The 21,598-nt window shown below is 47.5% G+C and carries 20 protein-coding genes and 1 riboswitch; of the genes, 6 read left to right on the forward strand and 14 right to left on the reverse strand.

Annotation, left to right across the window (positions count from 1 at the left end; translation table 11 throughout):
• Positions 1–21: 21 nt before the first annotated feature.
• From FC34_RS08465 to pth, 4 genes are read right to left on the reverse strand one after another with little or no spacing between them, the layout of a single operon-like run.
• Positions 22–294 carry an RNA-binding S4 domain-containing protein gene (locus FC34_RS08465; RefSeq protein ID WP_057894996.1) on the reverse strand — a complete coding sequence of 91 codons (273 nt, stop codon included), beginning with the start codon at positions 292–294 and terminating at the stop codon, positions 22–24.
• Positions 291–1,865 (reverse strand): putative polysaccharide biosynthesis protein, encoded by a 1,575-nt coding sequence (locus FC34_RS08470; protein ID WP_057894997.1) that lies wholly within the window; start codon positions 1,863–1,865, stop codon positions 291–293. The genes FC34_RS08465 and FC34_RS08470 overlap by 4 nt, the downstream gene beginning before the upstream one ends.
• Positions 1,855–5,379, reverse strand: coding sequence for a transcription-repair coupling factor (mfd, locus tag FC34_RS08475; protein ID WP_057894998.1), 3,525 nt, complete (start codon positions 5,377–5,379; stop codon positions 1,855–1,857). Before mfd ends, FC34_RS08470 begins: the two co-directional genes overlap by 11 nt.
• Before the next feature lie 21 nt (positions 5,380–5,400).
• Positions 5,401–5,958 carry an aminoacyl-tRNA hydrolase gene (pth, locus tag FC34_RS08480; protein WP_057894999.1) on the reverse strand — a complete coding sequence of 186 codons (558 nt, stop codon included), beginning with the start codon at positions 5,956–5,958 and terminating at the stop codon, positions 5,401–5,403.
• 416 nt (positions 5,959–6,374) lie between these two features.
• On the opposite strand from pth, the gene FC34_RS08485 reads away from it, so the two are divergent.
• From FC34_RS08485 to cbpA, 3 genes are all read left to right on the forward strand, one after another.
• A complete protein-coding gene (locus FC34_RS08485; protein ID WP_057895000.1) occupies positions 6,375–7,355 on the forward strand; it encodes an L-lactate dehydrogenase in 981 nt (326 codons plus the stop codon).
• 178 nt (positions 7,356–7,533) lie between these two features.
• Complete coding sequence (locus tag FC34_RS08490; RefSeq protein ID WP_057895001.1) at positions 7,534–8,907, forward strand: L,D-transpeptidase family protein; 1,374 nt, start codon at positions 7,534–7,536, stop codon at positions 8,905–8,907.
• Between the two features lie 225 nt (positions 8,908–9,132).
• Positions 9,133–9,798 carry a cyclic di-AMP binding protein CbpA gene (gene cbpA / locus FC34_RS08495; RefSeq protein ID WP_057895002.1) on the forward strand — a complete coding sequence of 222 codons (666 nt, stop codon included), beginning with the start codon at positions 9,133–9,135 and terminating at the stop codon, positions 9,796–9,798.
• Positions 9,799–9,841: 43 nt separating this feature from the next.
• Here cbpA and FC34_RS08500 read toward each other — a convergent pair whose 3' ends face one another.
• From FC34_RS08500 to FC34_RS08540, 8 genes are all read right to left on the reverse strand, one after another.
• Positions 9,842–10,351, reverse strand: coding sequence for a QueT transporter family protein (locus FC34_RS08500; RefSeq protein ID WP_057895003.1), 510 nt, complete (start codon positions 10,349–10,351; stop codon positions 9,842–9,844).
• A gap of 3 nt (positions 10,352–10,354) precedes the next feature.
• A riboswitch (PreQ1 riboswitch) is annotated at positions 10,355–10,400 on the reverse strand.
• 75 nt (positions 10,401–10,475) lie between these two features.
• On the reverse strand, positions 10,476–10,850 hold the full coding sequence (locus tag FC34_RS08505; RefSeq protein ID WP_057895004.1) for a type II toxin-antitoxin system PemK/MazF family toxin: 375 nt from the start codon (positions 10,848–10,850) through the stop codon (positions 10,476–10,478).
• Positions 10,851–10,870: 20 nt separating this feature from the next.
• Positions 10,871–11,119, reverse strand: coding sequence for a hypothetical protein (locus FC34_RS08510; protein ID WP_057895005.1), 249 nt, complete (start codon positions 11,117–11,119; stop codon positions 10,871–10,873).
• Positions 11,120–11,191: 72 nt separating this feature from the next.
• On the reverse strand, positions 11,192–12,328 hold the full coding sequence (gene alr, locus FC34_RS08515; protein ID WP_057895006.1) for an alanine racemase: 1,137 nt from the start codon (positions 12,326–12,328) through the stop codon (positions 11,192–11,194).
• Between the two features lies 1 nt (position 12,329).
• Positions 12,330–12,686 carry a holo-ACP synthase gene (acpS, locus tag FC34_RS08520; RefSeq protein WP_057895007.1) on the reverse strand — a complete coding sequence of 119 codons (357 nt, stop codon included), beginning with the start codon at positions 12,684–12,686 and terminating at the stop codon, positions 12,330–12,332.
• Between the two features lie 161 nt (positions 12,687–12,847).
• Positions 12,848–14,377: a degradosome RNA helicase CshA gene (gene cshA, locus FC34_RS08525; protein ID WP_057895008.1), complete on the reverse strand. Its 1,530-nt coding sequence runs from the start codon at positions 14,375–14,377 to the stop codon at positions 12,848–12,850.
• Positions 14,378–14,592: 215 nt separating this feature from the next.
• Complete coding sequence (locus FC34_RS08535; RefSeq protein WP_057895010.1) at positions 14,593–15,978, reverse strand: UDP-N-acetylmuramoyl-tripeptide--D-alanyl-D-alanine ligase; 1,386 nt, start codon at positions 15,976–15,978, stop codon at positions 14,593–14,595.
• Positions 15,979–16,051: 73 nt separating this feature from the next.
• Positions 16,052–16,789 (reverse strand): hypothetical protein, encoded by a 738-nt coding sequence (locus tag FC34_RS08540; protein ID WP_057895011.1) that lies wholly within the window; start codon positions 16,787–16,789, stop codon positions 16,052–16,054.
• Positions 16,790–17,233: 444 nt separating this feature from the next.
• On the opposite strand from FC34_RS08540, the gene FC34_RS08545 reads away from it, so the two are divergent.
• Together FC34_RS08545 and FC34_RS08550 are read left to right on the forward strand one after the other, a co-directional pair.
• Positions 17,234–17,917, forward strand: coding sequence for an SMI1/KNR4 family protein (locus FC34_RS08545; RefSeq protein WP_057895012.1), 684 nt, complete (start codon positions 17,234–17,236; stop codon positions 17,915–17,917).
• A 34-nt stretch (positions 17,918–17,951) separates the two neighbouring features.
• On the forward strand, positions 17,952–19,181 hold the full coding sequence (locus tag FC34_RS08550) for a multidrug efflux MFS transporter (protein WP_057895013.1): 1,230 nt from the start codon (positions 17,952–17,954) through the stop codon (positions 19,179–19,181).
• 26 nt (positions 19,182–19,207) lie between these two features.
• Here FC34_RS08550 and FC34_RS08555 read toward each other — a convergent pair whose 3' ends face one another.
• Positions 19,208–19,873, reverse strand: coding sequence for a DUF2238 domain-containing protein (locus FC34_RS08555; protein WP_057895014.1), 666 nt, complete (start codon positions 19,871–19,873; stop codon positions 19,208–19,210).
• Between the two features lie 121 nt (positions 19,874–19,994).
• On the opposite strand from FC34_RS08555, the gene FC34_RS08560 reads away from it, so the two are divergent.
• Complete coding sequence (locus FC34_RS08560) at positions 19,995–20,432, forward strand: hypothetical protein (protein ID WP_057895015.1); 438 nt, start codon at positions 19,995–19,997, stop codon at positions 20,430–20,432.
• Between the two features lie 319 nt (positions 20,433–20,751).
• Here FC34_RS08560 and FC34_RS08565 read toward each other — a convergent pair whose 3' ends face one another.
• A complete protein-coding gene (locus FC34_RS08565) occupies positions 20,752–21,585 on the reverse strand; it encodes an aldo/keto reductase (protein ID WP_057895016.1) in 834 nt (277 codons plus the stop codon).
• Positions 21,586–21,598: the final 13 nt, after the last annotated feature.

The raw sequence follows: 21,598 nt of genomic DNA on the forward strand, positions 1-21,598 counted from the left end.
TTCGGCTAAAAATGTGAGCGCTTATTCGGCGTCTGAGCTATTGTTACTCGTTTCGCTCAGAATCGTGTACATCTCTTCAGCGTCATCTTTCTTAGTTGTTTCTTTAATCGCATCAATCCGTAAGGTTAAGGTTTTGTTCCCAAACGCAATTACTAAGGTATCGCCAGCCCGAACTTCGCTACTGGACTTTGAAACCTTGTCATTGATTTGAATGCGACCTTTATCAGCAATTTCTTTAGCCACAGACCGACGTTTGATAATCCGGGAAACTTTTAAAAATTTATCTAATCTCATCTTTTTCTCCTTTGTTGTTGCCATTTTAGAAAGCGGCGACCAGCAGGGATGCTGAGCACTTCACGGACACTGAATAACTTGACCCAGCTTGCTAAAAGCACGAAGACGACCACCCCGGTGACCACACCGATTGCGCTCACTCCAACGGCGGCAATCCGCCCTGTCATCGGGACTGCGGCTGTCACAAGCCAGACTGCTAAGACCATGCCACCAGTTGCAATGAATAATTTCGGGCCAAAGATTCTTAATGCGCCTTGCATCTTCACTTCACTAGGCACAGCAAGGTAGACAAGGTTCAAAATAACCCCCAGGCTCAGAATCGTAATGGCAGCTGCTCCAACAGTGCCATATCGAACCACAAATAGGGTGTTAAGCCCAATTTTGACTAGCAGACCAAAGGCCAGCGCCCAGGTTGTCGCCCGATAATTATTCAAGCTTTGCAACACGCTGTTATAGGCGTTAATCATGGCCACAATCAAGATACTTAGACTGTAGACCTGGAGACTCAGAGTCCCGGCGGTGTCACCGAAAAGCAGCAAGTTGATGGCTGGCATCAAGATGATCAGGCCGGCTGTGGCCGCCGCAGACACCCCAAGACTGAGGTGAATTAGCTCACCGGCTGTTCGGGCAAAAACTTGACGCTGTCGATTGGCCAAAGCATGGGTCATCGTTGGCAATAGCGTTGTGGCGAGTGCGGTTGCCACAACCAATCCCAATTGGACCAAGGGTTGGCCGCGGTCATAGATGCCTTTTAGACTCTTGGCAACTGGTTCTAAAGCGCCGGCTAACACGAGTCCCCGCTTAATCGTAAAACTGTCGACCAATTGTAGCACAATTAACATCGCAGAAAATAACGCAATCGAACCACCTTCTGTGATGAACCGCCGGCCAAACGTCCAATACGACATGGGTGATGCGCTGGCGGGAGCTGCCTGTCGGAAAACGCGGCGATAAGGGCGCCAGAGCACTAAAATAGCGCCAAGTCCCCCAAGAAATGCGCCACTCATCGCGACTGCCCCCATCTGATAAGGACTCCAGTGAGCCTGAAGCGACCACCACGCTGCAAACAGAATCACCGCGACCCGAATGAATTGCTCCACCACCTGACTCGTGGCAGTTTTGACCATATCAAATGTGCCCTGAAAATAACCACGTGCACTCGCTAACGTCGGCATGGTCAAAAACATAAAGCCAACGACTTGGATTAGAGGGGTTAAATTACTATCGGCCATCGACCAAGCCAAGGGTTCTGCGAATAATTCAAGGCCGGCAAAGATGACCCAGGATAGCCAAGTCAGTAATACCAGGGCTTGGCGCGTGATGGCTTGTTGTGCCAGGGGATCTTTGGCTTCTGCAACGACTTTGGAAATGAAGACTGGAAAGCCGCTGAGCGCGAAGGTCATCCCAAGCCCATAAATAGGATAAATTTGTTGATAAACATAAAAACCCGTGTCCCCAACTAAGTTCTGAAAGGGCACTCGATAGACCGCACTCAAAATCTTAGCGATAAGCGATGACAAGGTGAGAATCCACGCCCCGCGCATCACTTGTTGCATGGGCTTATTGGGCATTGGCTGACTCCTTTACTGGGTTGACCGTGTCGGCCAGCGCTTGTAAGAAATTGGTCAGCTCTGGCAACCAATCATCTGGGGTCATCTTGGGCTGTAATAACAATGTGACAATCAGTCTTGAGTCAACGGTTGCCACCTTGGCACGCAACGTGGTGTGACTGAGAACCTCAAAGATGGCTTCACCAGCCACTTTACCGGTGGCTTTTGTCGAAAGGGTAATGACGATTTGGCGGTCAAGTTGGCGAATCTTGTCGACTAGCGCTTGATCGGCAAACCGTTTTAGATGGGCGACGGCCAGTAAGTTTGTCACAGGTTGTGGATAATCCCCAAATCGGTCGATTAAATCCGCCGACAATTCGGCTTCATCAACCTGCGTTTTGACAGCACGAATTTGTTTATACAACTCGACTTTCTGGCGGGAATCGCTGATATAATCTGTCGGCAAATATGCTTCGATGTCCAAATCAACTTCAGCATCGGTTTGAGGCTTCGGTTGCTTACCTTGCTTCTTTGCGACCGCTTCTTGAAGCATTTGGGTATAGAGATCATACCCCACAGAGTCGATAAAGCCATGTTGTTGCTGGCCTAGTAGATTCCCGGCGCCGCGAATGGCCAAATCACGCATGGCAATCTTGAAGCCACTCCCCAGTTCCGTAAAATCTTTAATTGCTTGAAGTCGCTTCTCGGCGACTTCGTTCAAAACTTTGGCCGGTTTATACATGAAGTAAGCATAAGCGACCCGACTAGATCGACCAATACGGCCGCGCAGTTGATACAACTGGGATAAACCATAGTGGTCAGCGTCCTCAACAATCAACGTATTAACATTAGGCATATCGACCCCAGTTTCAATAATCGTCGTTGTCACCAAGACGTCATATCGCCCTTGCAGGAAATCATAAATGACCCCTTCAAGTTGTGTTTCGGTCATTTGACCATGGGCGTAAGCCACCGTTGCATTAGGGACGAGTTGCTCAATTTGATCCACAGTTCGTTCAATATCTTCGACCCGATTATGCAAATAGAAGACCTGCCCGCCCCGATCCATTTCACGCTCAATGGCATCCCGAATGGCACCAGCGTTTTGTTCCATCACAAACGTCTGAATTGGATAACGGTTAGTTGGTGGTGTCTCAATGACGGATAAATCCCGCACGCCCAGCATCGACATGTTCAAGGTCCGGGGAATTGGGGTCGCTGTGAGCGTCAGAACGTCCACATTACTCTTCAATTGTTTGATGCGTTCTTTGTGCTTCACGCCAAAACGTTGTTCTTCATCGACAATCAACAAGCCGAGGTCTTTATAGACCACGTCTTTTGATAACAGTCGGTGTGTCCCAACAACAATATCCACACTGCCGTCTTTCAATCCGGCCAGTGTCGCTTTAATCTGCTTGGTCGTCTGGAATCGCGACAGCATGCCAATGTTGACTGGGAAATCAGCAAACCGTTCAGTCATGGTGTCAAAGTGCTGCTTGGCCAAAATTGTCGTTGGAACCAAGAAGGCCACTTGTTTACCGCTTTCAATCGCTTTAAAGGCGGCCCGCAAGGCCACTTCTGTTTTGCCGAACCCGACATCCCCCACCAAAAGCCGATCCATTGGGCGAGGGCGCTCCATGTCTTTCTTGATTTCTTTAACACTTCTAACCTGATCGGGGGTTTCTGGGTATGGAAATTCAGATTCAAATTCTTTTTGATAATTATCATCAGGCTGAAAGGCAAACCCTTGCTCTGCTTCGCGCTCGGCATATAGGGCAATTAAATCATCAGCGATGTCTTCAATCTTGGCGGCAACGCGACTCTTGGTCTTCTGCCATTCGGCCCCACCAAGTTTATTCAGGTGTGGCGCCTTACCGTCTGCTGAGACGTACTTCTGGACAAGGTTGAGTTGCGAGACTGGAATGAAGAGCTTCCCATTATCCCGATAGACGATCGTAATATAGTCTTGATGGACCCCATCCACGAGCAGGGTTTCCATACCGACGTATTGCCCAATCCCATGGTTCACGTGAACGACATAATCGCCGGGCTGCAACTCATTATAACTGCGCAGCCGTTCGGCATTTGCCAATGTCTGATGCCGAGCCTTGCGTTTGACTTGAACGTTAAAAAGTTCCTTCTCAGTGACGACCACCAACTTCATGGCTGGTAGTTCAAATCCACTTTGTAAGGTGCCGGGCACAACTTGCACCTGGCCTGCCAAGATAGCGTCTGGTTTGCTTTGAACACTTTTGATTTCAAAATCCGCCAGTGTCTGACTCAACTTGGTCACCCGCACCGCCTCATTAACAAGGAAGACAACCGTTTGGCCTTGTTTCTGCCACCGATCCACTTCGGTCTTGAGTAATGGCATCTGACTGAAGAATTGCTGCATGTTGCGACTGGTGACGTTGGTCATTGTATCCAGGCGCAGATTGCCCATCCCCTTTTGGAACAGACTCAAATACACATGACCATGCTCATCTTGGCGGTCTAAATCTTGAACAGGTAATAAGGTCTGGGGTAGCAGGCGGCCATCCTTTTGCAAATCAGCAAACCAGTCGGTCATTTCCTGCAGACTAGTGGCGTCCCGATCCAAAATCCGGGTGTAGTCGTCTTCAACGACAGTAGCACCCGGCGCCAAATAATCCGTCAAGCGCGTGGCTTGCGGATAAATGTCGGGTAAATATAAGGCTAACTGCTCTGGCACCTCACCAGCTTGCATCTGCTCAGCGATCGCCAACACGCCATTCGTCAAGGCTTGCTTGGCTTCGGCTGATTTAGCCTTAGCTTTTTGCTTAGTCGCAGCCGCCTGTAACGTCGCCCCGCCCGCTTTCAAGGCGTCGGCGGTCACAATTAGGTCAGTCGCTGGTGGGATGCTGACAGTGTCTAAATTGTCGAGACTGCGTTGCGTATTCAAATCAAACTCGCGCAAGGAGTCAACATCAGTGTCAAAGAGTTCAATCCGCACAGGATGATCGCGATTCAAAGGATAAATATCAATAATGCCCCCGCGAATCGCAAACTGGCCGGGACTGTCGATTAAATTCTGGCGGACATAGCCCATGGCCACCAACTGCTGAGTGAGTTGGGCCAAATCAATCTCCGAGTTCATGTCAAAAGTTAAGTTACTCTGGGCAAAAATCGCTTTAGGCGTGAGTTGCCGTTTGTACCCGGCTAGGCTGGTGACGACAACACCACTCTGGCCGCTCAATAGCCAAGACAAGGTATTAATCCGCTCGTTTTTGGCTTCAGGAGAACTGACCGCCACTTCAGCAGCCAACACATCTTCAACGGGGAAATTATAAACTTGAGCTTCACCAAGAAGGTTGGTTAAATCGGCCACCAACTCATCCGCTTGATAGCGATTATGTGCCACCACCAAGACTTGGTGATCAGTCGCCTGGTGCAGCGCTGCCAACAATAAAGTGCGTGCCGAGCCACTCAAGCCAGTGATCAAGTGCCGCCCAGAATTAAGTTTGGGCCACAAGTCAACCAAATCGGGTGCTTGGGCCATTAAGGTAATTAAATCCATTTTAGCTTTCCTTATCTATGTCTAGTTATATCGATTCATTAAGTCAGGCAACGCGGCCCCTGCAATCCATTCTTCAATCGCATCGGCACCGCGTTGAATACCTTCATCGATGGCCGACTGATCCTGCTTGCTGAAAGGGGTAAGCACCCAGTCGACCACTCGTTGCTTTTGGGGATGTTGAATCCCAATTTTCAAGCGATCGAATTGATCTGTGCCTAGGGCACTAATAATGCTTTTAATCCCGTTATGACCACCTGCCGACCCCTTTTGGCGGAAACGTAACTGGCCTAGGGTCATGTCCATATCATCTTGCACCACAAGAATTTCATCCTGCTGAATTTGATAAAATCCCATTAACGGGCGAACTGCTCGACCAGAATCATTCATAAATGTCTGGGGTTTAACCAGAAATACTTTCTCCCCGTCAATGAAAGTTGTCCCCGTAGCCGCTTCAAATTCAAGCTTGGACACATCAACATTCAACCGCTTGGCTAATTCATCTATCATCATGAAACCTATATTATGTTTGGTCTGTGCATACTGGCGCCCGGGATTACCCAAGCCAATAATCATTTTCAATATTAAAGCCTCCGAATACCTATCAGTCGCGCCAGCTCTCGCGATGCCACATTGTAGCTGACGCAGATTTACGTCTATAAACGTCCTTCCATTATACCACTTTGCCTAGGGAATCGTCGGAGCTAGCGCCTTGTGCAACTTGTGTATTACTACAAGCGAATAACTGTATTAGTAACCAATCGTTTAGTTGTGAAATTAGCAACCTAATTTCGTGAAAAGAATATAAGTAAGCGATTACTTGTTCATGGTCGCGGGCTTTCAGAGCTTCACAAATCCCACGCCACCACTCAGATTTCTCAATTGTAAAAGTTTCGTAAGCAGCCAAACTTTTGCTTGAAAAAGGCTTCACATTTAAGCAAGTGTGTTATACTGAAAGGCGAATTGCATTTTGCAAATAAGAAAGGATGAATTCACCCATGGCAAGTATTACAGAAAAAGATCACCAAAAGGTTATCTTAGTTGGTGACGGTGCTGTTGGTTCTAGTTACGCTTACGCAATGGTACTGCAAGGTATCGCGCAAGAAATCGGTATCGTTGATGTCTTCAAGGAAAAGACCCAAGGGGACGCAATGGACTTAGCTGCTGCATTGCCTTTCACTTCTCCAAAGACAATTTATTCAGCTGAATACAGCGACGCCAAAGATGCTGACTTAGTTGTCATCACTGCTGGTGCCCCACAAAAGCCAGGCGAAACTCGCTTAGACTTAGTTAACAAGAACTTGAAGATTTTGAAGTCCATCGTGGACCCAATTGTTGAATCTGGTTTCAACGGGATCTTCTTAGTTGCTGCTAACCCAGTTGATATCTTAACCTACGCTACTTGGAAGCTTTCTGGTTTCCCTAAGGATCGCGTTATTGGTTCAGGTACATCATTGGATACCGCTCGTTTCCGTCAATCAATCGCTGATTTGGTTAACGTTGACGCACGTTCGGTCCATGCCTACATCATGGGTGAACACGGTGATACCGAATTCCCTGTTTGGTCACATGCTAACATCGGTGGGATTAAGATTTCTGAATGGGTTAAGGCTCACCCAGAAGTTGCTGAAGACGAATTAGTTAAGCTCTTCGAAAACACCCGTGACGCTGCTTACCAAATCATCAAGTTAAAGGGTGCTACCTTCTATGGTATCGGCACTGCTTTGGCTCGTATTTCTAAGGCAATCCTTGACGACGAAAATGCTGTCTTGCCATTATCCGTTTATATGGATGGTCAATACGGCGTACATGACGTCTTCATCGGTTCCCCTGCTGTGATCAACCGTAACGGTATCCAAAGCATTTTGGAAATTCCTTTAAGCGATCACGAACAACAATCAATGAACAAGTCTGCTGAACAATTGAAGAAAGTTATCGACGACGGCTTTGCTGCTGCCGGTATCGAAACTCGCCAATAGGCTTCAGTATTAAAGCGAAACTACCCACAAAACAATGTTTTGTGGGTAGTTTTTTTATCTCCTTGTGTCAATTTACACTAATTCAAGATTTGAAACGACCTTTATTTTCACTCTCACTTCCCGTATAATGAAGACGCGATACACGTCTGTCAGGAAACACAACAAAGAAGGTGAAAAGATGCATCGTACTACCAAGTTTATTCTCGGCGTGGGGGCTGCTGTTCTCGCGCTTGCTGGCATCTATTCAGCTGTCAGCTGGCATTATCAAGATCGGTTCCTTCCACACACCGAAATGCTTGGCGTTAACATTGCCGGCAAATCTCCCGAACAAGCCAACAAAGACTTGATTGCCCATTTTCAGAACCAGCAGGTTAAATTCGTTGAAGGAAAGCAAACACTCCTCACCGCATCTGGCAAAGAATTAGGCATTACGCCCAATTTCCAAAAAGCCCTGACCGCGCTCAAGGCTAAACAAAATCCTTGGCGCTGGACTGAATCTGTCTTTGCAGATACGACTGCCAAAACCGACAGCACACCAATTGTGAACCAAAACCAATTGGCCGCTTACGTCAAGACTGCTACCACCCGGTTGAACCAGAATCGCCAGGCTTCTAAGAACGCCCAGATTGTACTGAGTGATGGTGCCTACACGGTTCAAAAAGAAGTGAACGGGAATCAATTTGATGCGACCAAGCTGACCAAGGCCACTTTGACCGCCCTCAATTCCGCAGCTACCTCAGTTGATTTGCAAACGACTTATCAACGGCCAACCGTCAAATCAACAAACGCCGCTTTCAAGGACCAAATTCAGACCTTGAATGCCTTAACCAGCATTAAGGCGCGAATCGAGATTACAGATTCTGTTATCACTATTCCAACCAGTTTGATTCAAACCTGGGTCAATTATCAGAATAATCAAATTGTCTGGAACAAAGCGGCGATTAGCACATACGTGCAGAAACTCTCCAAAACGTATGGTACTTACGGCAAGTCGCTGAAATTTCAATCCACGAAGCAAGGCAAAGTCACCGTTCCTGCTGGCACTTACGGCTGGAGCATTGATACCAACGCCGAAGTTGCCCAACTAATTAAGGATCTGTCCGCTGGTAAGAATTTCAGTCATGAAGTGGCTTACCAAGGCTCCGGTTATAACAAGGATGGTTCTGTCCTTGGCAATTTATATATCGAAGTGGACAAGAAGAATCAACATGAATGGGTCTACAAAGATGGCAAACTGTTGATGGATACCGCCGTGGTTACTGGTAAGCCTGGCCAAGATACGCCTTCCGGTCTCTTCTATGTCTGGGACAAACAACGCAATGCAGTTCTGCGGGGCGATAATGGCGATGGCACGAAATACGCCAGTCCTGTCAGCTACTGGATGCCAATTGACTATACAGGGGTTGGTCTGCATGACAGTCCTTGGCAACCAAAGTATGGTGGCGATTGGTATCAAGGCCATGGCTCTCACGGGTGTGTGAACACCCCACCAAGTTATATGGCGAAGTTATTTGAAGCCATTCCAACTGGTACCCCTGTCATTGTAATCTGATTCCAATACCTGATCTGAAAAGGTCAGGTTTTTTTATGGGCCTAAGTCCAATCGAAAAGGCTGTACAAATCCTCACCAGATTGCGTAAACTATACGTAGTGAGACAGAAGGCAGTCTCATCATGTCCTCATTTTTCTTAAAAACTTGCACGCAATTGCAGATATGGTATGATTATTTCGATTAGAAGTTTTTAATTTTCAAGTCGCTGAATTTGGAGGAACTTATATGTTAATCAAATCACTCGTCCTCAAGAAGGACTTTCTCACCACAGTTAAAGAAACTGTCACCCTTGAAGAAGCGCTCACTGTTCTTGAAGATTCCGGCTTTCGCTGTGTGCCCATTCTAGATGAAACTGGTCAGATCTTCCGAGGGAACATTTACAAGATGCATATTTACCGCCACAAGTCTCAAGGTGGCGACATGAGTCTACCCGTTACATATTTATTGAAGAACGCGACCAAGACAATTCCTGTCAACGCCCCATTCTTCAAGGTCTTCTTCAACATTAAAGACCTGCCTTACATCGCAGTTTTGGACGAAAGCGCCAATTTCTATGGGATTTTAACCCATGCCAAGTTGCTGGGTATGTTATCTGAATCATGGAACATCAACGTCGGTTCTTATGTGCTCACAGTGATGTCCACAGGGGAACGTGGCGACTTAGCCGTCATGAGTAAGATTATTGCCAAGTACGTTTCTATTTCTGGATGTTTGACGCTGGATGCTAAGCGGGATGAATTTGTTCGCCGAACCTTATTCACCTTGCCAGCGGGCACCGATGAAGAGACCTTAAACACTATCGTCGCAAAACTTGAAAAGAAGAATTTCCGGGTGGTTGAAATTGACGACTTGCAGTCGGGTCAACCAATCCGCGTTGATGAAGAGTTATAAGCACCAAAAAGCCGTTCCAGCAAATGCTGGAACGGCCTTTAATTTAGATTTGTTTGTTAAAGTTCACGGCCCGATCAACCAATACCATGATTGGCGCGGAAATAGCCATAATCAATGCTTCTGAAAGCACCAAGCTACCATAAGTGGGCCAGAATAAGGTACTAAAGTCCAGATGCCCGGTCCAAATAATTTCAATTGCAATTAAGAACATCGTCAAACTCATCACCACAACATTCAAGCTGAGACGTTGCCAAAGTTTTGGCAATTTTGGTGCTAACCAAGCGACCAAGCTCAGGCCAATCAGACTCTGACCGCCGCCAAAAACAACGTCAATCCAGCCTAATGGTGAGAATAAGGCGTTAAAAACGACAACCCCAAGAACAACCCCGATAATATATTTTCGATTAAAGACCACCAAATGGTTCAAGCTTTCTGATAATCGAAATTGAATCGCCCCACTGGCTAAGTTGAAACTTGCAGGGCCAATCGATAATACAATGTAAAGCGCCAATACTAACGCATTGACAACCCAAATCCTAACACGACTTTGCATAACTGCCTCCTAGTTTTTTATTGTGGGCGGAATTTCGAACCACAAGGGTTAATTGTAAAAGATTCGGCGGCATCTTGCAAATGCAACACAAAAAGCCTGTGGTCAGGACCACAGGCTTTTTGTGTTAACTCACAGGCACTGGTTCAGAAACTTTAATCCCTAGCGAAATAGCTAAGGCAGAATCAACGGCCTGCATTTTCTCAGCGCTCAGGGCGGTCACCTTGTCTTTAAGCCGGGACTTATCAATCGTCCTGACTTGTTCCAAGAGAATCACCGAGTCACGCTCAATGCCGTCATCTTTGGCAGTTAAGCCGACATGTGTGGGCATCTTCGGCTTTTGAATCTTCGAGGTGATTGCCGCTACGATGACCGTCGGACTATAATGATTGCCAACATTATTTTGTACAATCAGAACTGGGCGATTACCGCCTTGTTCTGAACCTACGACAGGGGATAAGTCTGCAAAAAAGATATCACCCCGCTTTACCACTACTGCCATATCCAAACCCTCCTGGTAAGTTAATGGATATGGGAATATGCTTCGTTCTCACACGCAGTGAACTCTTGACAGATTTGAGCATTGATTGCCGCCATCTCGGTATAGCCACTGACTAATTGACTCAGTTCAGGATCGTGGGCATGCAGGTACTCTGCCATTGCCATCTGGACCAGGCGAGCACGGTCAATCGTGTGCATTTCACAATAAGCATCAATCTCCGACTGTAAAGCACCATCTAGCACCACTGAAAATGCTTCTTGCTTTGCCATCAAAAAGCTCCTCCCATACCAAAGATTATTTTCACTAAGCTTAACATATCCCCATGTAAATTTAAACTGCCGTTATTTAATTGGGTTAACACTGACCCGAGGTAACCGCTCTGCTAAGCTGCAGGCCACCTCATAATGAATCGTATCTGAAAAATCTGCCACGTCTTGCAACGTTATTTTTTGGTTGCCACTTTGGCCGACCAACACAACTTCGGTCCCAGGTGCATATTCTTTAGGCAGCCGAATCATAAACTGATCCATGCAAACCCGGCCAACAATTTCACAAGCTTGACCATCAACAAGGACATGGAACCCCTGCAAGCGTCGCAGCCAGCCATCGGCATAACCCATTGGCACGGTGCCAATCCACTCATCCCCGGCAGCGCGATAAGTCACCCCATAGGAAACCCCATCGCCGGCGTGAATCTGCTTCACAAACGCCAACTTCGACACCAGCGACAGCGCCGGTTCCAATGGGTATGGTGTCTCTGGAATGGCATGACCAGAAGGATTCAAGCCGTACATCGCGACCCCGTAACGAATCATATTGCCGTTGCAGGCTGCATGCCACAAGCTAGTCGCTGAGTTGGACACGTGGACGTACTCAGGCTTATTGGGTAATGCCGCTAAGTATTGATGGAACTTGGCTACTTGTTCATTGAAATAGGTGGTATCTTTCTCATCGGCCGTGGCGAAATGCGTAAATAATCCCGCAATTTCAAATTGATCAGCATGGGCCTGGATAAAGGCAATCGCCGCATTCATCTCTTCCAACCGGCGAAAACCAATCCGGCCCATGCCAGTATCTAAGGCTAAATGCACGCGCAGTTTGGGAAGATCTGGATCTGCTTGTAAGACCGGCAATGCTGCTTCTAGCCAGGCCACCGAACCAACAGGAACAGCAATGGTATTCGCTGCAGCCACCGCAGCAGTCTCAGGTTCAATAATCCCTAAGACGAGAATTGGCAGCGTGAAGTCAGCCTGACGCAAGGCCACAGCTTCATCCAGAATCGCCACACAATAGCCGCCGGCACCGGCAGCTGCCGCAACTCGGGCGACCCGAAGTAAACCGTGCCCATAAGCATCCGCTTTAATCACGGCAAAAAGTTTAGTTCCCGCATCCAGTTGGCCGATAGCATGTTGCAAATTATGTAAGATGGCCGTTTCATCAACGAGCACGCGGCTGGGGCGTAAGTTTCCTGTAATCATTCTATTCGCTTCTTTCCAAAATCACTTCAGTGAAGACCATCGTATCAGTATGACTAATGCTAACAAAGGCGTTGCCCGCAAATGGGTGTTTGGCGATGATGGGCTTGCCGTAATCGTCATTCATCGTTTCAATGTCTCGCAGACCAACTTTGCCCAGTCCAGTGCCATACGCCTTAGAGTAAGATTCTTTCACGGAGAATCGGCCAGATAAATATTCGGCTGCACGGCGACCAGACAAAGTTTGGTAATGGGCGTATTCATTGTCCGTCAGTACTTTTAGTGCAAAATTTGGATTCTTCTCTTGGGCGTCAACCACGCGGTCGATGTCTGTCGCGTCAATGCCTAGACCATATATCACGATGACAACCTCTTTCCAACGTTAATAGTTTTATTGTGACATGAAAAGCCCCTCACTTCCACTAGTTTGACGTGCAATTTATTCAACTTAACGTGAAACTTAGCATGCAACAAAAAAACTCGGAATCAGCAGTAGCTGATTCCGAGTTTCGTTTTTAATGATTAACCTTCGTTATTACGGATGGTGAAGTTACGCTTACGGTTACTGCTTGAAGCATTGTCCCGTCCGCGAGAACTGTCACGTCGGCCGCCTTGACGACCGCCGTTAGAATGACCGCCATCACGCTTGCCTTGATAGCCATTACGGCCACCATTGCTCCGGTTACCACGATAACCACCATTGCTACGACCACCGCCACGCTTGTTACGGCTTGGTAATGGGCGTTCTGGGGTAATCTTAACTGGTACAGAGCTGGCATCATCAGGGCTAACAGCCTTCAGATATGCTGAAACCAATTGAAGGGGAGTGTAAGTTTCCAACAGTGTTTCCGCCATTGGTTCATACTTATCCGCATCGCCTTCTTCAACTTGTTCCTTAACCTTTTCAAGTCCCGTGGAGATTTGGCCTAAGAAGGCTTCCTGATCCGTTGGTGGCTTCATGGGTAACATACGCTTCTTGGTTAATTCTTCAATCGTATGCAAGTATTCGATTTCGTTAGGGGAAACGAATGTCACTGAGACACCCTTCTTACCGGCACGGCCAGTCCGCCCAATACGGTGAACATAGCTATCTGGATCTTGAGGGATATCGTAGTTGTACACGTGGGTGACGTTATTAATATCTAACCCACGAGCGGCAACATCAGTCGCTACCAAGAAGTCAAGTTGACCTGACTTAAATTGGCGTAAGACGCTCATCCGCTTTTGTTGGGTGAGATCGCCATGGATGCCTTCAGCGCGATAACCACGGGCCTTTAAGCCACGAGTTAATTCATCAACACGGCGCTTGGTCCGACCAAAAATCAAGGCCAAGTCTGGTGCCTGCACATCGAAAATCCGTGTCATGACATCGAACTTCTCAAAGTCCTTAGCACGCACATAGTATTGTTCAATACTATCAGCGGTTAATTCCTTAGACTTAATCTTAACGGTAATTGGGTCATGCATGAAGTTCTTGGTCAAACGCATGATTGGTGCTGGCATGGTCGCTGAGAACAGCAAGGTTTGCCGTTCAACTGGCGCTGTCTTAACGATACTTTCGATGTCGTCAATAAAGCCCATGTCAAGCATTTCGTCAGCTTCGTCCAAGACCAATGTTTTTAAGCCACCCAGCTTAACGGTGTGGCGGTTAATGTGATCGAGTAAGCGACCGGGAGTCCCGACCAAGATTTGTGGATGGTCTGAAAGACTCCGAATTTGGCGGCGAATATCAGCGCCACCGTAAACGGCCTGCACTTTAATCTTCTTATCGCGACCAAGTTTGTATAATTCTTCTTGGGTTTGAATCGCAAGTTCCCGTGTTGGGGAAATAATTAAGGCTTGAATATTTTTGTCAGCCTTATCGATTTTTTCAAGAATTGGTAAGCCAAAAGCAGCTGTCTTCCCGGTACCAGTTTGCGCCTGACCAATCACGTCATCGCCCTTGAGTACCAAAGGAATGGTTTCTGCTTGAATTGGTGTGGCTTCCTCGAACCCAGACCGTGAAATTGCTTTGAGAATCTCGTGATCTAAGCCTAATTCTTTAAACTTCAAATGATGTCCTCCTTGTTTGTGCCTATGCAATACAAAGCAGAACGATCATCTGAAGTAGGCTGCCCTGTATTTGCAATTTTCATCATAGTTTTCATAAAAGTATCTAAAACATCATACCACTGATTGCCCATTAAAACAAATGGCCACAGGAAACCAGACGCATCAGCCTTCTCAGCCAAAAAGCCACCAGTGCAATTGCATCGGTGGCTTTTTCATTAATCATTTACAGAACTTGTAAGCGCGGTGAGCACATTTTCCAGATGCATCCCATGACTGGCCTTCAAGAGAACCAAGTCGTTGGGCGTAATCATAGCCTGCAGGGCAGTAATCATTGCCGCCTGCTGTCCAACTGGATAATAGTGTAAATGCTCTGGGGCATAAGTGGCCTGCAATGCTTCAAGCAGAGGCTGAATCTCTTGCCCGTACAAGAAGACTTCGTCGACGGCTTCTGGTTTAAGTTCGCTAGCAACACTGGCATGGAGTTGGGCACTGGCATCACCCAGTTCCAACATATCGCCAAGTACCGCAATCCGCCGGCCAGCACACTGGAATTGACTGAAATCGCGGATGACCGCCTTCATTGCCGTCGGATTGGCATTATAGACGTCACTCAAAATAGCTTCGCCTTGATTCCCTGTCAACCATTGGGTGCGGTTCTCAGTAATCTTGAACGTCGCTAGCGCCCGCTGAATTGCTTCCGGCTTAATGTGAAACTTGCGTCCAACCAGAATCGCTGCCAGCGCATTCGTGACATTGTATTCACCCATGACCGGAATATCGAAGTGTAAATCCGGCCAACGACTCAAATCAAACTCCGTGTGATCCGAGAAGGCCCGGACATTTTTGACGAACAGGTCATTGTCTGGATTCACGCCAAAAGTTTTCTTGGCTAGATCGACTGCTTCTGCCCGTTCACGGAGCAACGGTTCATCGCCATTATAAATGAAAAGCCCATCCTCTTTAACGCCGTCGAGAATTTCCATTTTGGCATCGGCAATGCGATCACGAGTCTGGAAGAATTCAATGTGAGCTTCACCAATCATCGTGATAACAGCCACATCGGGTTCAGCCAACTGGCTTAAGGCCGATAATTGACCAGGCCGGTCCATTCCCATTTCTACCACGAGAATTTCTGTGTTAGGGTCCATCGACAGAATCGTCATTGGCACCCCAATTTCATTGTTATAGTTTTTAGGAGTTTTGACGACGTGGTACTGGGTCGCCAAGACTGCCGCGGTCATATCCTTCGTGGTTGTTTTGCCATTACTACCCGTAATAGCTACAACCTTGGGATTTACTTTCATTAACAAGTAATAACGGGCTAAGGCCTGCATGGCTTGCAGCGGATCATCGACAACCAATTGTGGAATTGATGTCACAAAAGGCGCATGATCACGCGCAATAAAAGTAGCCGCTGCTTGTTTCTTAACGGCCTCAGGAATAAAGCTGTGACCATCACGATCACCCTTTAGCGGCACGAATAATCCGCCTGCTTGTAAGTCACGCGTGTCAAAAGCCACACTGGTGACGGTGACATCCCCCAAAGCCTCATTGAAGTTGGCGTCAACAACGCGCGCAATTTCAGCAAGTGTCATCTTCATATTGATTTACTCTCCAATTCGCTCTCGTTCAAATCAGTAACTCAACCATTTTACCGCAATGCTGGCCGTCCAGCTAGTCACCGTCTAATTGTAAGGTCCACTGCTGTTTTTGCCGATCTAACACGAGCGCCCCAATTGTCTGATTGCCCAGCTCCCGTTCAGGCAGAAACCGCCCAGTTGGTTGTAAAAGTTGTACCCGCACCGCCTCGCGTGAAAACGCAACGCCACTGAAGTTGAAGATGATGCCATCAACCGAGCGTTCACGAATTGCCTTCAGTGTTGCAGGATCAATCGCTGGAAATTCTTGTTGCCGCAATCGCAGCCAAAATGGCTGTTCATTGGCAGCCCAACGGACATGCCGCAACAAAGCAGCCGATAAAGTCGTATCGAATGTGTTGAGATGGCGGAAGTACATATTAATCAGGCCCGTACTCAGCGGCAACACGACCAGATTATTTTGCAGTTTATAATAGAACGGGGACTGCATGTGGGTTTTGGCATGGCCGAGATACAATAACTCGGCGATTTCACCAGGGGTCAGTTCCTGTAAGTAAGTGCCATGCGAATAATCTAACCAATCGCGCTGGCTTGCCAAGCGACTCTGCATAAAGTCGCGGACAGCTTCTTGACCACTGATGACATTAAACCCAGTGTGCGGGTCCACAAACTCGTCTTCATCAATTGGCGGCAGCAACAAGATATGTTGCGGAACTTGAACTTGGTCTTGAATAATATCACTTGTCGCAATCCCATATGTTAAGAAAAGATGCGCAAATGGCTCAAAATGAACATACACTAATGAATTTCGCAACGGTCTCCTGCTCCCTTACCTTTCTAGTCTTCAATTATACAGCTTTCCCACATTAAAAGGCATGGATATGAGAAAATAAATAAGAGAGCGTGAGCAACACCGGTTAGACGCCGCGGACTAAGCCAGCCTACACCAAGGGAGGTATTTCACTCACGCAGTTGTAGGCACTTAGGCAAGGCGTTTGGTGGTGCGAACGCGTTTAGAGCGTGAGCAGGCACGGGTTGCCATCGAGTACTAGCAAGATTTCGCTAAAATCAGCGAGTTGTGCTGATGGCGAAATCAGGCTAGACGGAGATTGCAGTGCCTGGGAGTGCGTTTGGAGTGTGAGCAGGCACCGGTTAGACGCCGCGGACCATACCGCCAGGCTTGCTGCCACCGGCCGGATTCCGCAGTACGCCCGTACGGTTCCCTGATCGCCAACCAACTGATAGAAAGGATGATTCGATGCATGACTGGCCCATTCCACCTGTACCAACTTTGCTGACCATACCAAAACTCCCAGCCATTCCTGATTCATATTGGGCCATTGTCCAAACCGGTCAATTTCCGGAACGTTTCTGGCTGACAACGCCTGAGCCCACCAGTGATAGCCTTGATGGGGTCACTATTCATGGCTTTGCCCGCGCGGGAGCGGCAGTGGCGATTCCCGGCCTACCGGCGCATCTCGTGCCGTTTGCCCAAGATGGTCAGCAGTATTTCGTTTTTGACGTTTCAACAACGCCAGCCGCCATTCGTTACATCGACACTGATGTGGATCAATGGCTGGACATTGCTTCGGACTTTGACCACTTCTGGCAATCGCTCACCCGGATTGCACCAACACTGACTGAAAGTACTTATTCTCGTCAAAAATTAGGGCATGCGCTCTTGGTCGCACACGGAACTGAGCTATCTCCATTACTCGAGTTAGCGCGTTTTAAGTGGCCCTGGCAAGAATATGGTGATTGGCTCTTATGGTTACTCGCCAATCGGCCAGCGGCCATTCAACGCGTCATCCTCGACGAATTTATTTTTTTACATGATTTCATGCCCCGGCACCTCTCTGGTAAACAAATGACCGCTATCGCTTCAGGTCTTGATACGAGTGAGGTTTCATCTGACTTTCATTTTAAAACCGAAAAGTGGTAGACTTGAGAAATAGTTTTTAAGAAGGTGAATATATATGCGTTCGCAAATTTATGCGAAAATTTTCAGACGTCGGGAACGTTGGGAGCAGAACTTGCTCGTCCTGTGGTTTGGTAATTTTATGGCTGGGATCGCCTTCTCGCTCATCATGCCGTTTATGTCGCTGTATATCGATACATTGGGACATTTTAGTCAGCTGCAGTTGAACTTCTGGAGTGGGTTGACCTTCTCCTCTACGTTCCTGATTACCGCCATTGTTTCCCCACTTTGGGGCCGTCTGGCCGACAGTAAAGGGCGCAAGCTCATGTTACTGCGGGCCAGTTTAGGAATGGCGTTTGTCATCGGGGCGATGGGCCTGGTCACCAGTGTCTTCCAATTGGTCGCATTGCGATTATTGCAGGGGGTCTTCTCTGGTTACATCAGCAACGCGAATGCGCTGATCGCCACCAGTGTCCCACGCGAAAAGAGCGGGAAAGCCTTAGGGACCTTAACAACCGGTAACGTGTCTGGGACTCTGCTCGGCCCGTTATTGGGTGGCTTCATTGCCGACCTCGCCGGTTATCGGGTCACGTTTTTCATCACTGGTGCCATTTTGCTGCTCGTCTTCTTCCTGAGCTTAATTTTTGTCCACGAAGAATTCACACCAGTGGCCACTGTTGACCAACCTCAAACTAAAGAGATTTTCAAAAATCTCAAGTACCCGCATGTGGTTATTGGGATGTTCATCACCACCATGATTATTCAGGCCAGTAACAACTCCATCAGCCCCATTTTGAGTCTGTATGTGCGACAATTGATGCACGGCAGCAGTAAGGTGGCCCTGGTCAGTGGAATTGTCGCCTCAATCCCCGGGATTGCGACACTTGTCGCAGCCCCGAGATTTGGGGCGTTAGGTGATCGCATCGGGACCCAGAAGATTCTGATGTACGGCCTGGCCTTTGCGGTGCTCGTCTATATTCCGCAAGCATTCGTGCAAAATGTTTGGCAGCTCGCTGGCTTACGGTTCTTGGTCGGGATTTCCGATGCAGCCCTCCTACCGCAAGTCCAAACACTGTTGGCAAAATACAGTCCTCATCAAGCGGCCGGGCGAATATTCAGTTATAACCAGTCGTTTCAGGCCATGGGGAATGTCTTCGGTCCCTTGATTGGATCAGGCATTTCTGGCATCTTCGGCTATTCAGGCGTGTTCTTCTCAACGTCACTGCTCATTATTCTGAACTTTGTCTGGGTTCGCCACAGTACTGCCGAAATTAATGGCAAAAATTGACCACTAAAAAAGCTAGGACAGATGTCCTAGCTTTTTTGAATCTTTTTGAACATGAACTTATCAAGCCAATGCCAGTCCCGGCGAATCCCGAAGTACGCGGCAATTGCCAATAGCAAGGATCCGAGAAAGTCCATGGCGAGATCACCCATGGTATCCATTAAGGCAGCGCGACCTTGCAGCAACGTATGACCGCTCATGTAGCGTTGCATGTTGAGCCCGAGCAAGCCATCCCCAGTAAACTCATAGAATTCCCACAAGACGCCGATCATGGTCCCAAATGCCACCGCAAATAGTGCTAATAGTAATGGATTCACTTTCGGCAACCGCTCTTTCGGGGTTAAGGCACTAAAAATGGCCAAGCCCAGACCGGCAAGCATCGCCGCTGAAAAAAGATGTTCAAACTTGTCCCAGTATGGAATGCCATAAAATTGCATCCCTGTGCCTAACAAAATACTGAGCAAAATAAAAATTTCGTATAATGCCACCAATAATCGGGGAAATTCAAAATGACCGAAATGACCGATGATATATGGTAACGAGACCAATAAAAGCCCGGCTGCTACCTGGCCTAAAAGCTGAGTTTGCCCGGGATAATATGGCCTACCCATCAAAGTTAATGCGCCAAAAACGACCAAATATAAGACCATGCCCACAATATTGAGCCAATAAAGCCAATCAAATTTTTTTGTCATGATAATCTCCTACCCATAATGTATTTTTAGCATACCGAGTTGAACAAAGTGCTGCAAGTGGTGAGACTTAGGTTACCGAGCCAAATAGTGTAAACTGAATACAAAAGGAAGGTGCGGTGTTATGTCAATTCATACCTTATCTGAACTAGAACTGCTGACAATGAGTACTAAGGTCATCACGGATATCAGTCAGGCGTTTAATTTTCCATACTACGTCAACGACTTAAATCATGATGCCAACTTCGATATTGATGGCACTGAGACCACCCTGGAGCTGGAAGTCACCTTGCTCAACGATCCCAATCCTAAGCGCAACATCAGCTTCTATAGTGATGGCACCAAGGAGCCAGTTCTGGGCGGGGCAGCCAACGCCCAAGTAGTCGTCAAAGCCGGAGCAACTTTCATCTATTTAAATGATGGTTACCGAGACTCCTACGTGATTATCATCCAAAATGGTAAAGTCCTTCAGAACCTCAAACTCGAACAACAAATTCTCTCTGGGCCTGAAGTCGAACGGTTCATTGATGAAATTCTCGACAACGACGCGGCCAACAAATAATGCGCCATTAGCCTCTTCCTCCTTGGGAAGAGGCTTTTTTGGGCATAAAAAAACCACCATCACTGGTGGAAAGTTTGGGGGAACTTTTTTGGGAGTGTAAGTTAATGTGTAAGCTTAAAGGGTCGCCCCTCTAATTGATTCCAAGTATAACAAAATAGAAATAATTATGAGGCCAGGATTTGTAAAAATTCTTTTCAGGATATGGGAGATAACAATGTGACCTTTGCCTGAATAAAAAGGCTCAGCAACAGCCTTTCATTCAAAAATGCAAAGAACAAAAGTTATTTATCCGTTGAAAATGAATTACGTTTACTAAACGCTAACCAAAATAACCGCGATTTGCAGTGTTCTTGAGTTCTCGCATGGTTGCCATGTCAGCCTCACTGATTTCAAAATCCAACTGTGCGTTGTTCTCAATATGGTCACGATGAACGGCCTTAGGCAGCGGCAACACACCATTTTGAATGACGAACTGAATCGCTAGTTGGGCCAGGGACACCTGATAACGATCCGCAATTGCCTGCAAATCTTTGTTTTTCAAGATGCCGCCGGTCGCCAATGGTGAATACGCCTCGACTAAAAGCCCAGACTCCTGGGCGAATTGTGTGATTTCTGGCTCCGTATAGCCGACATAGTATTGAATCTGGTCGACCATCGGTTTCACTTCAGCCTGGCGCAGGACATTCTTTAAGTCGTGCACATTGAAATTAGAGACCCCAATGGCTTTGGCCCGACCGCTGGCGTAGATTGCCTCCATTGCCTCCCAAACAGCTTGGTTCTCAGTATCAAAGTTAGCTCCTGGCTGACCCCATGGCCATGGTGCGTGAATCAGATAAAGATCAATATAGTCGAGACCGATGTTAGTCATCGTGGTCTCAAAGTCGCGAATGGCGCCGCGATATGACTTTGTTTCGGCTGGCAGTTTCGAGGTAACAAAAATTTCGTCGCGAGAAATTCCTGATTCACGAATCGCTTCACCGACGGCCGCCTCATTCCGGTATGCTAATGCAGTATCAATATGCCGATAGCCTAACTTCAGCGCATCGCTCACTGCTTGTTTGGCTTGAGCCGCAGGGATTTGCCAGGTGCCAAAACCGACTTTAGGAATCTTGTGGCCATTGGCTAACGTATAGGTGTCTGTTAATTGTGTCATGAGCTTTCCTCCA

This window comes from Lacticaseibacillus brantae DSM 23927, assembly GCF_001436115.1.
Lineage (GTDB): Bacteria > Bacillota > Bacilli > Lactobacillales > Lactobacillaceae > Lacticaseibacillus > Lacticaseibacillus brantae.

Bases quoted from the DNA above. Each gene is read 5' to 3' on its own strand.
- FC34_RS08555 (WP_057895014.1), bottom strand. From the start codon at position 19,873: ATGACAAAAAAATTTGATTGGCTTTATTGGCTCAATATTGTGGGCATG.
- FC34_RS08465 (WP_057894996.1), bottom strand. From the start codon at position 294: ATGAGATTAGATAAATTTTTAAAAGTTTCCCGGATTATCAAACGTCGG.
- alr (WP_057895006.1), bottom strand. From the start codon at position 12,328: ATGATTACAGGAAACTTACGCCCCAGCCGCGTGCTCGTTGATGAAACG.
- FC34_RS08550 (WP_057895013.1), top strand. From the start codon at position 17,952: ATGCGTTCGCAAATTTATGCGAAAATTTTCAGACGTCGGGAACGTTGG.
- FC34_RS08500 (WP_057895003.1), bottom strand. From the start codon at position 10,351: ATGCAAAGTCGTGTTAGGATTTGGGTTGTCAATGCGTTAGTATTGGCG.
- mfd (WP_057894998.1), bottom strand. From the start codon at position 5,379: ATGGATTTAATTACCTTAATGGCCCAAGCACCCGATTTGGTTGACTTG.
- FC34_RS08510 (WP_057895005.1), bottom strand. From the start codon at position 11,119: ATGGCAAAGCAAGAAGCATTTTCAGTGGTGCTAGATGGTGCTTTACAG.
- FC34_RS08470 (WP_057894997.1), bottom strand. From the start codon at position 1,865: ATGCCCAATAAGCCCATGCAACAAGTGATGCGCGGGGCGTGGATTCTC.
- FC34_RS08565 (WP_057895016.1), bottom strand. From the start codon at position 21,585: ATGACACAATTAACAGACACCTATACGTTAGCCAATGGCCACAAGATT.
- FC34_RS08535 (WP_057895010.1), bottom strand. From the start codon at position 15,978: ATGAAGATGACACTTGCTGAAATTGCGCGCGTTGTTGACGCCAACTTC.
- FC34_RS08545 (WP_057895012.1), top strand. From the start codon at position 17,234: ATGCATGACTGGCCCATTCCACCTGTACCAACTTTGCTGACCATACCA.
- FC34_RS08560 (WP_057895015.1), top strand. From the start codon at position 19,995: ATGTCAATTCATACCTTATCTGAACTAGAACTGCTGACAATGAGTACT.
- FC34_RS08485 (WP_057895000.1), top strand. From the start codon at position 6,375: ATGGCAAGTATTACAGAAAAAGATCACCAAAAGGTTATCTTAGTTGGT.
- FC34_RS08490 (WP_057895001.1), top strand. From the start codon at position 7,534: ATGCATCGTACTACCAAGTTTATTCTCGGCGTGGGGGCTGCTGTTCTC.
- cbpA (WP_057895002.1), top strand. From the start codon at position 9,133: ATGTTAATCAAATCACTCGTCCTCAAGAAGGACTTTCTCACCACAGTT.
- FC34_RS08505 (WP_057895004.1), bottom strand. From the start codon at position 10,850: ATGGCAGTAGTGGTAAAGCGGGGTGATATCTTTTTTGCAGACTTATCC.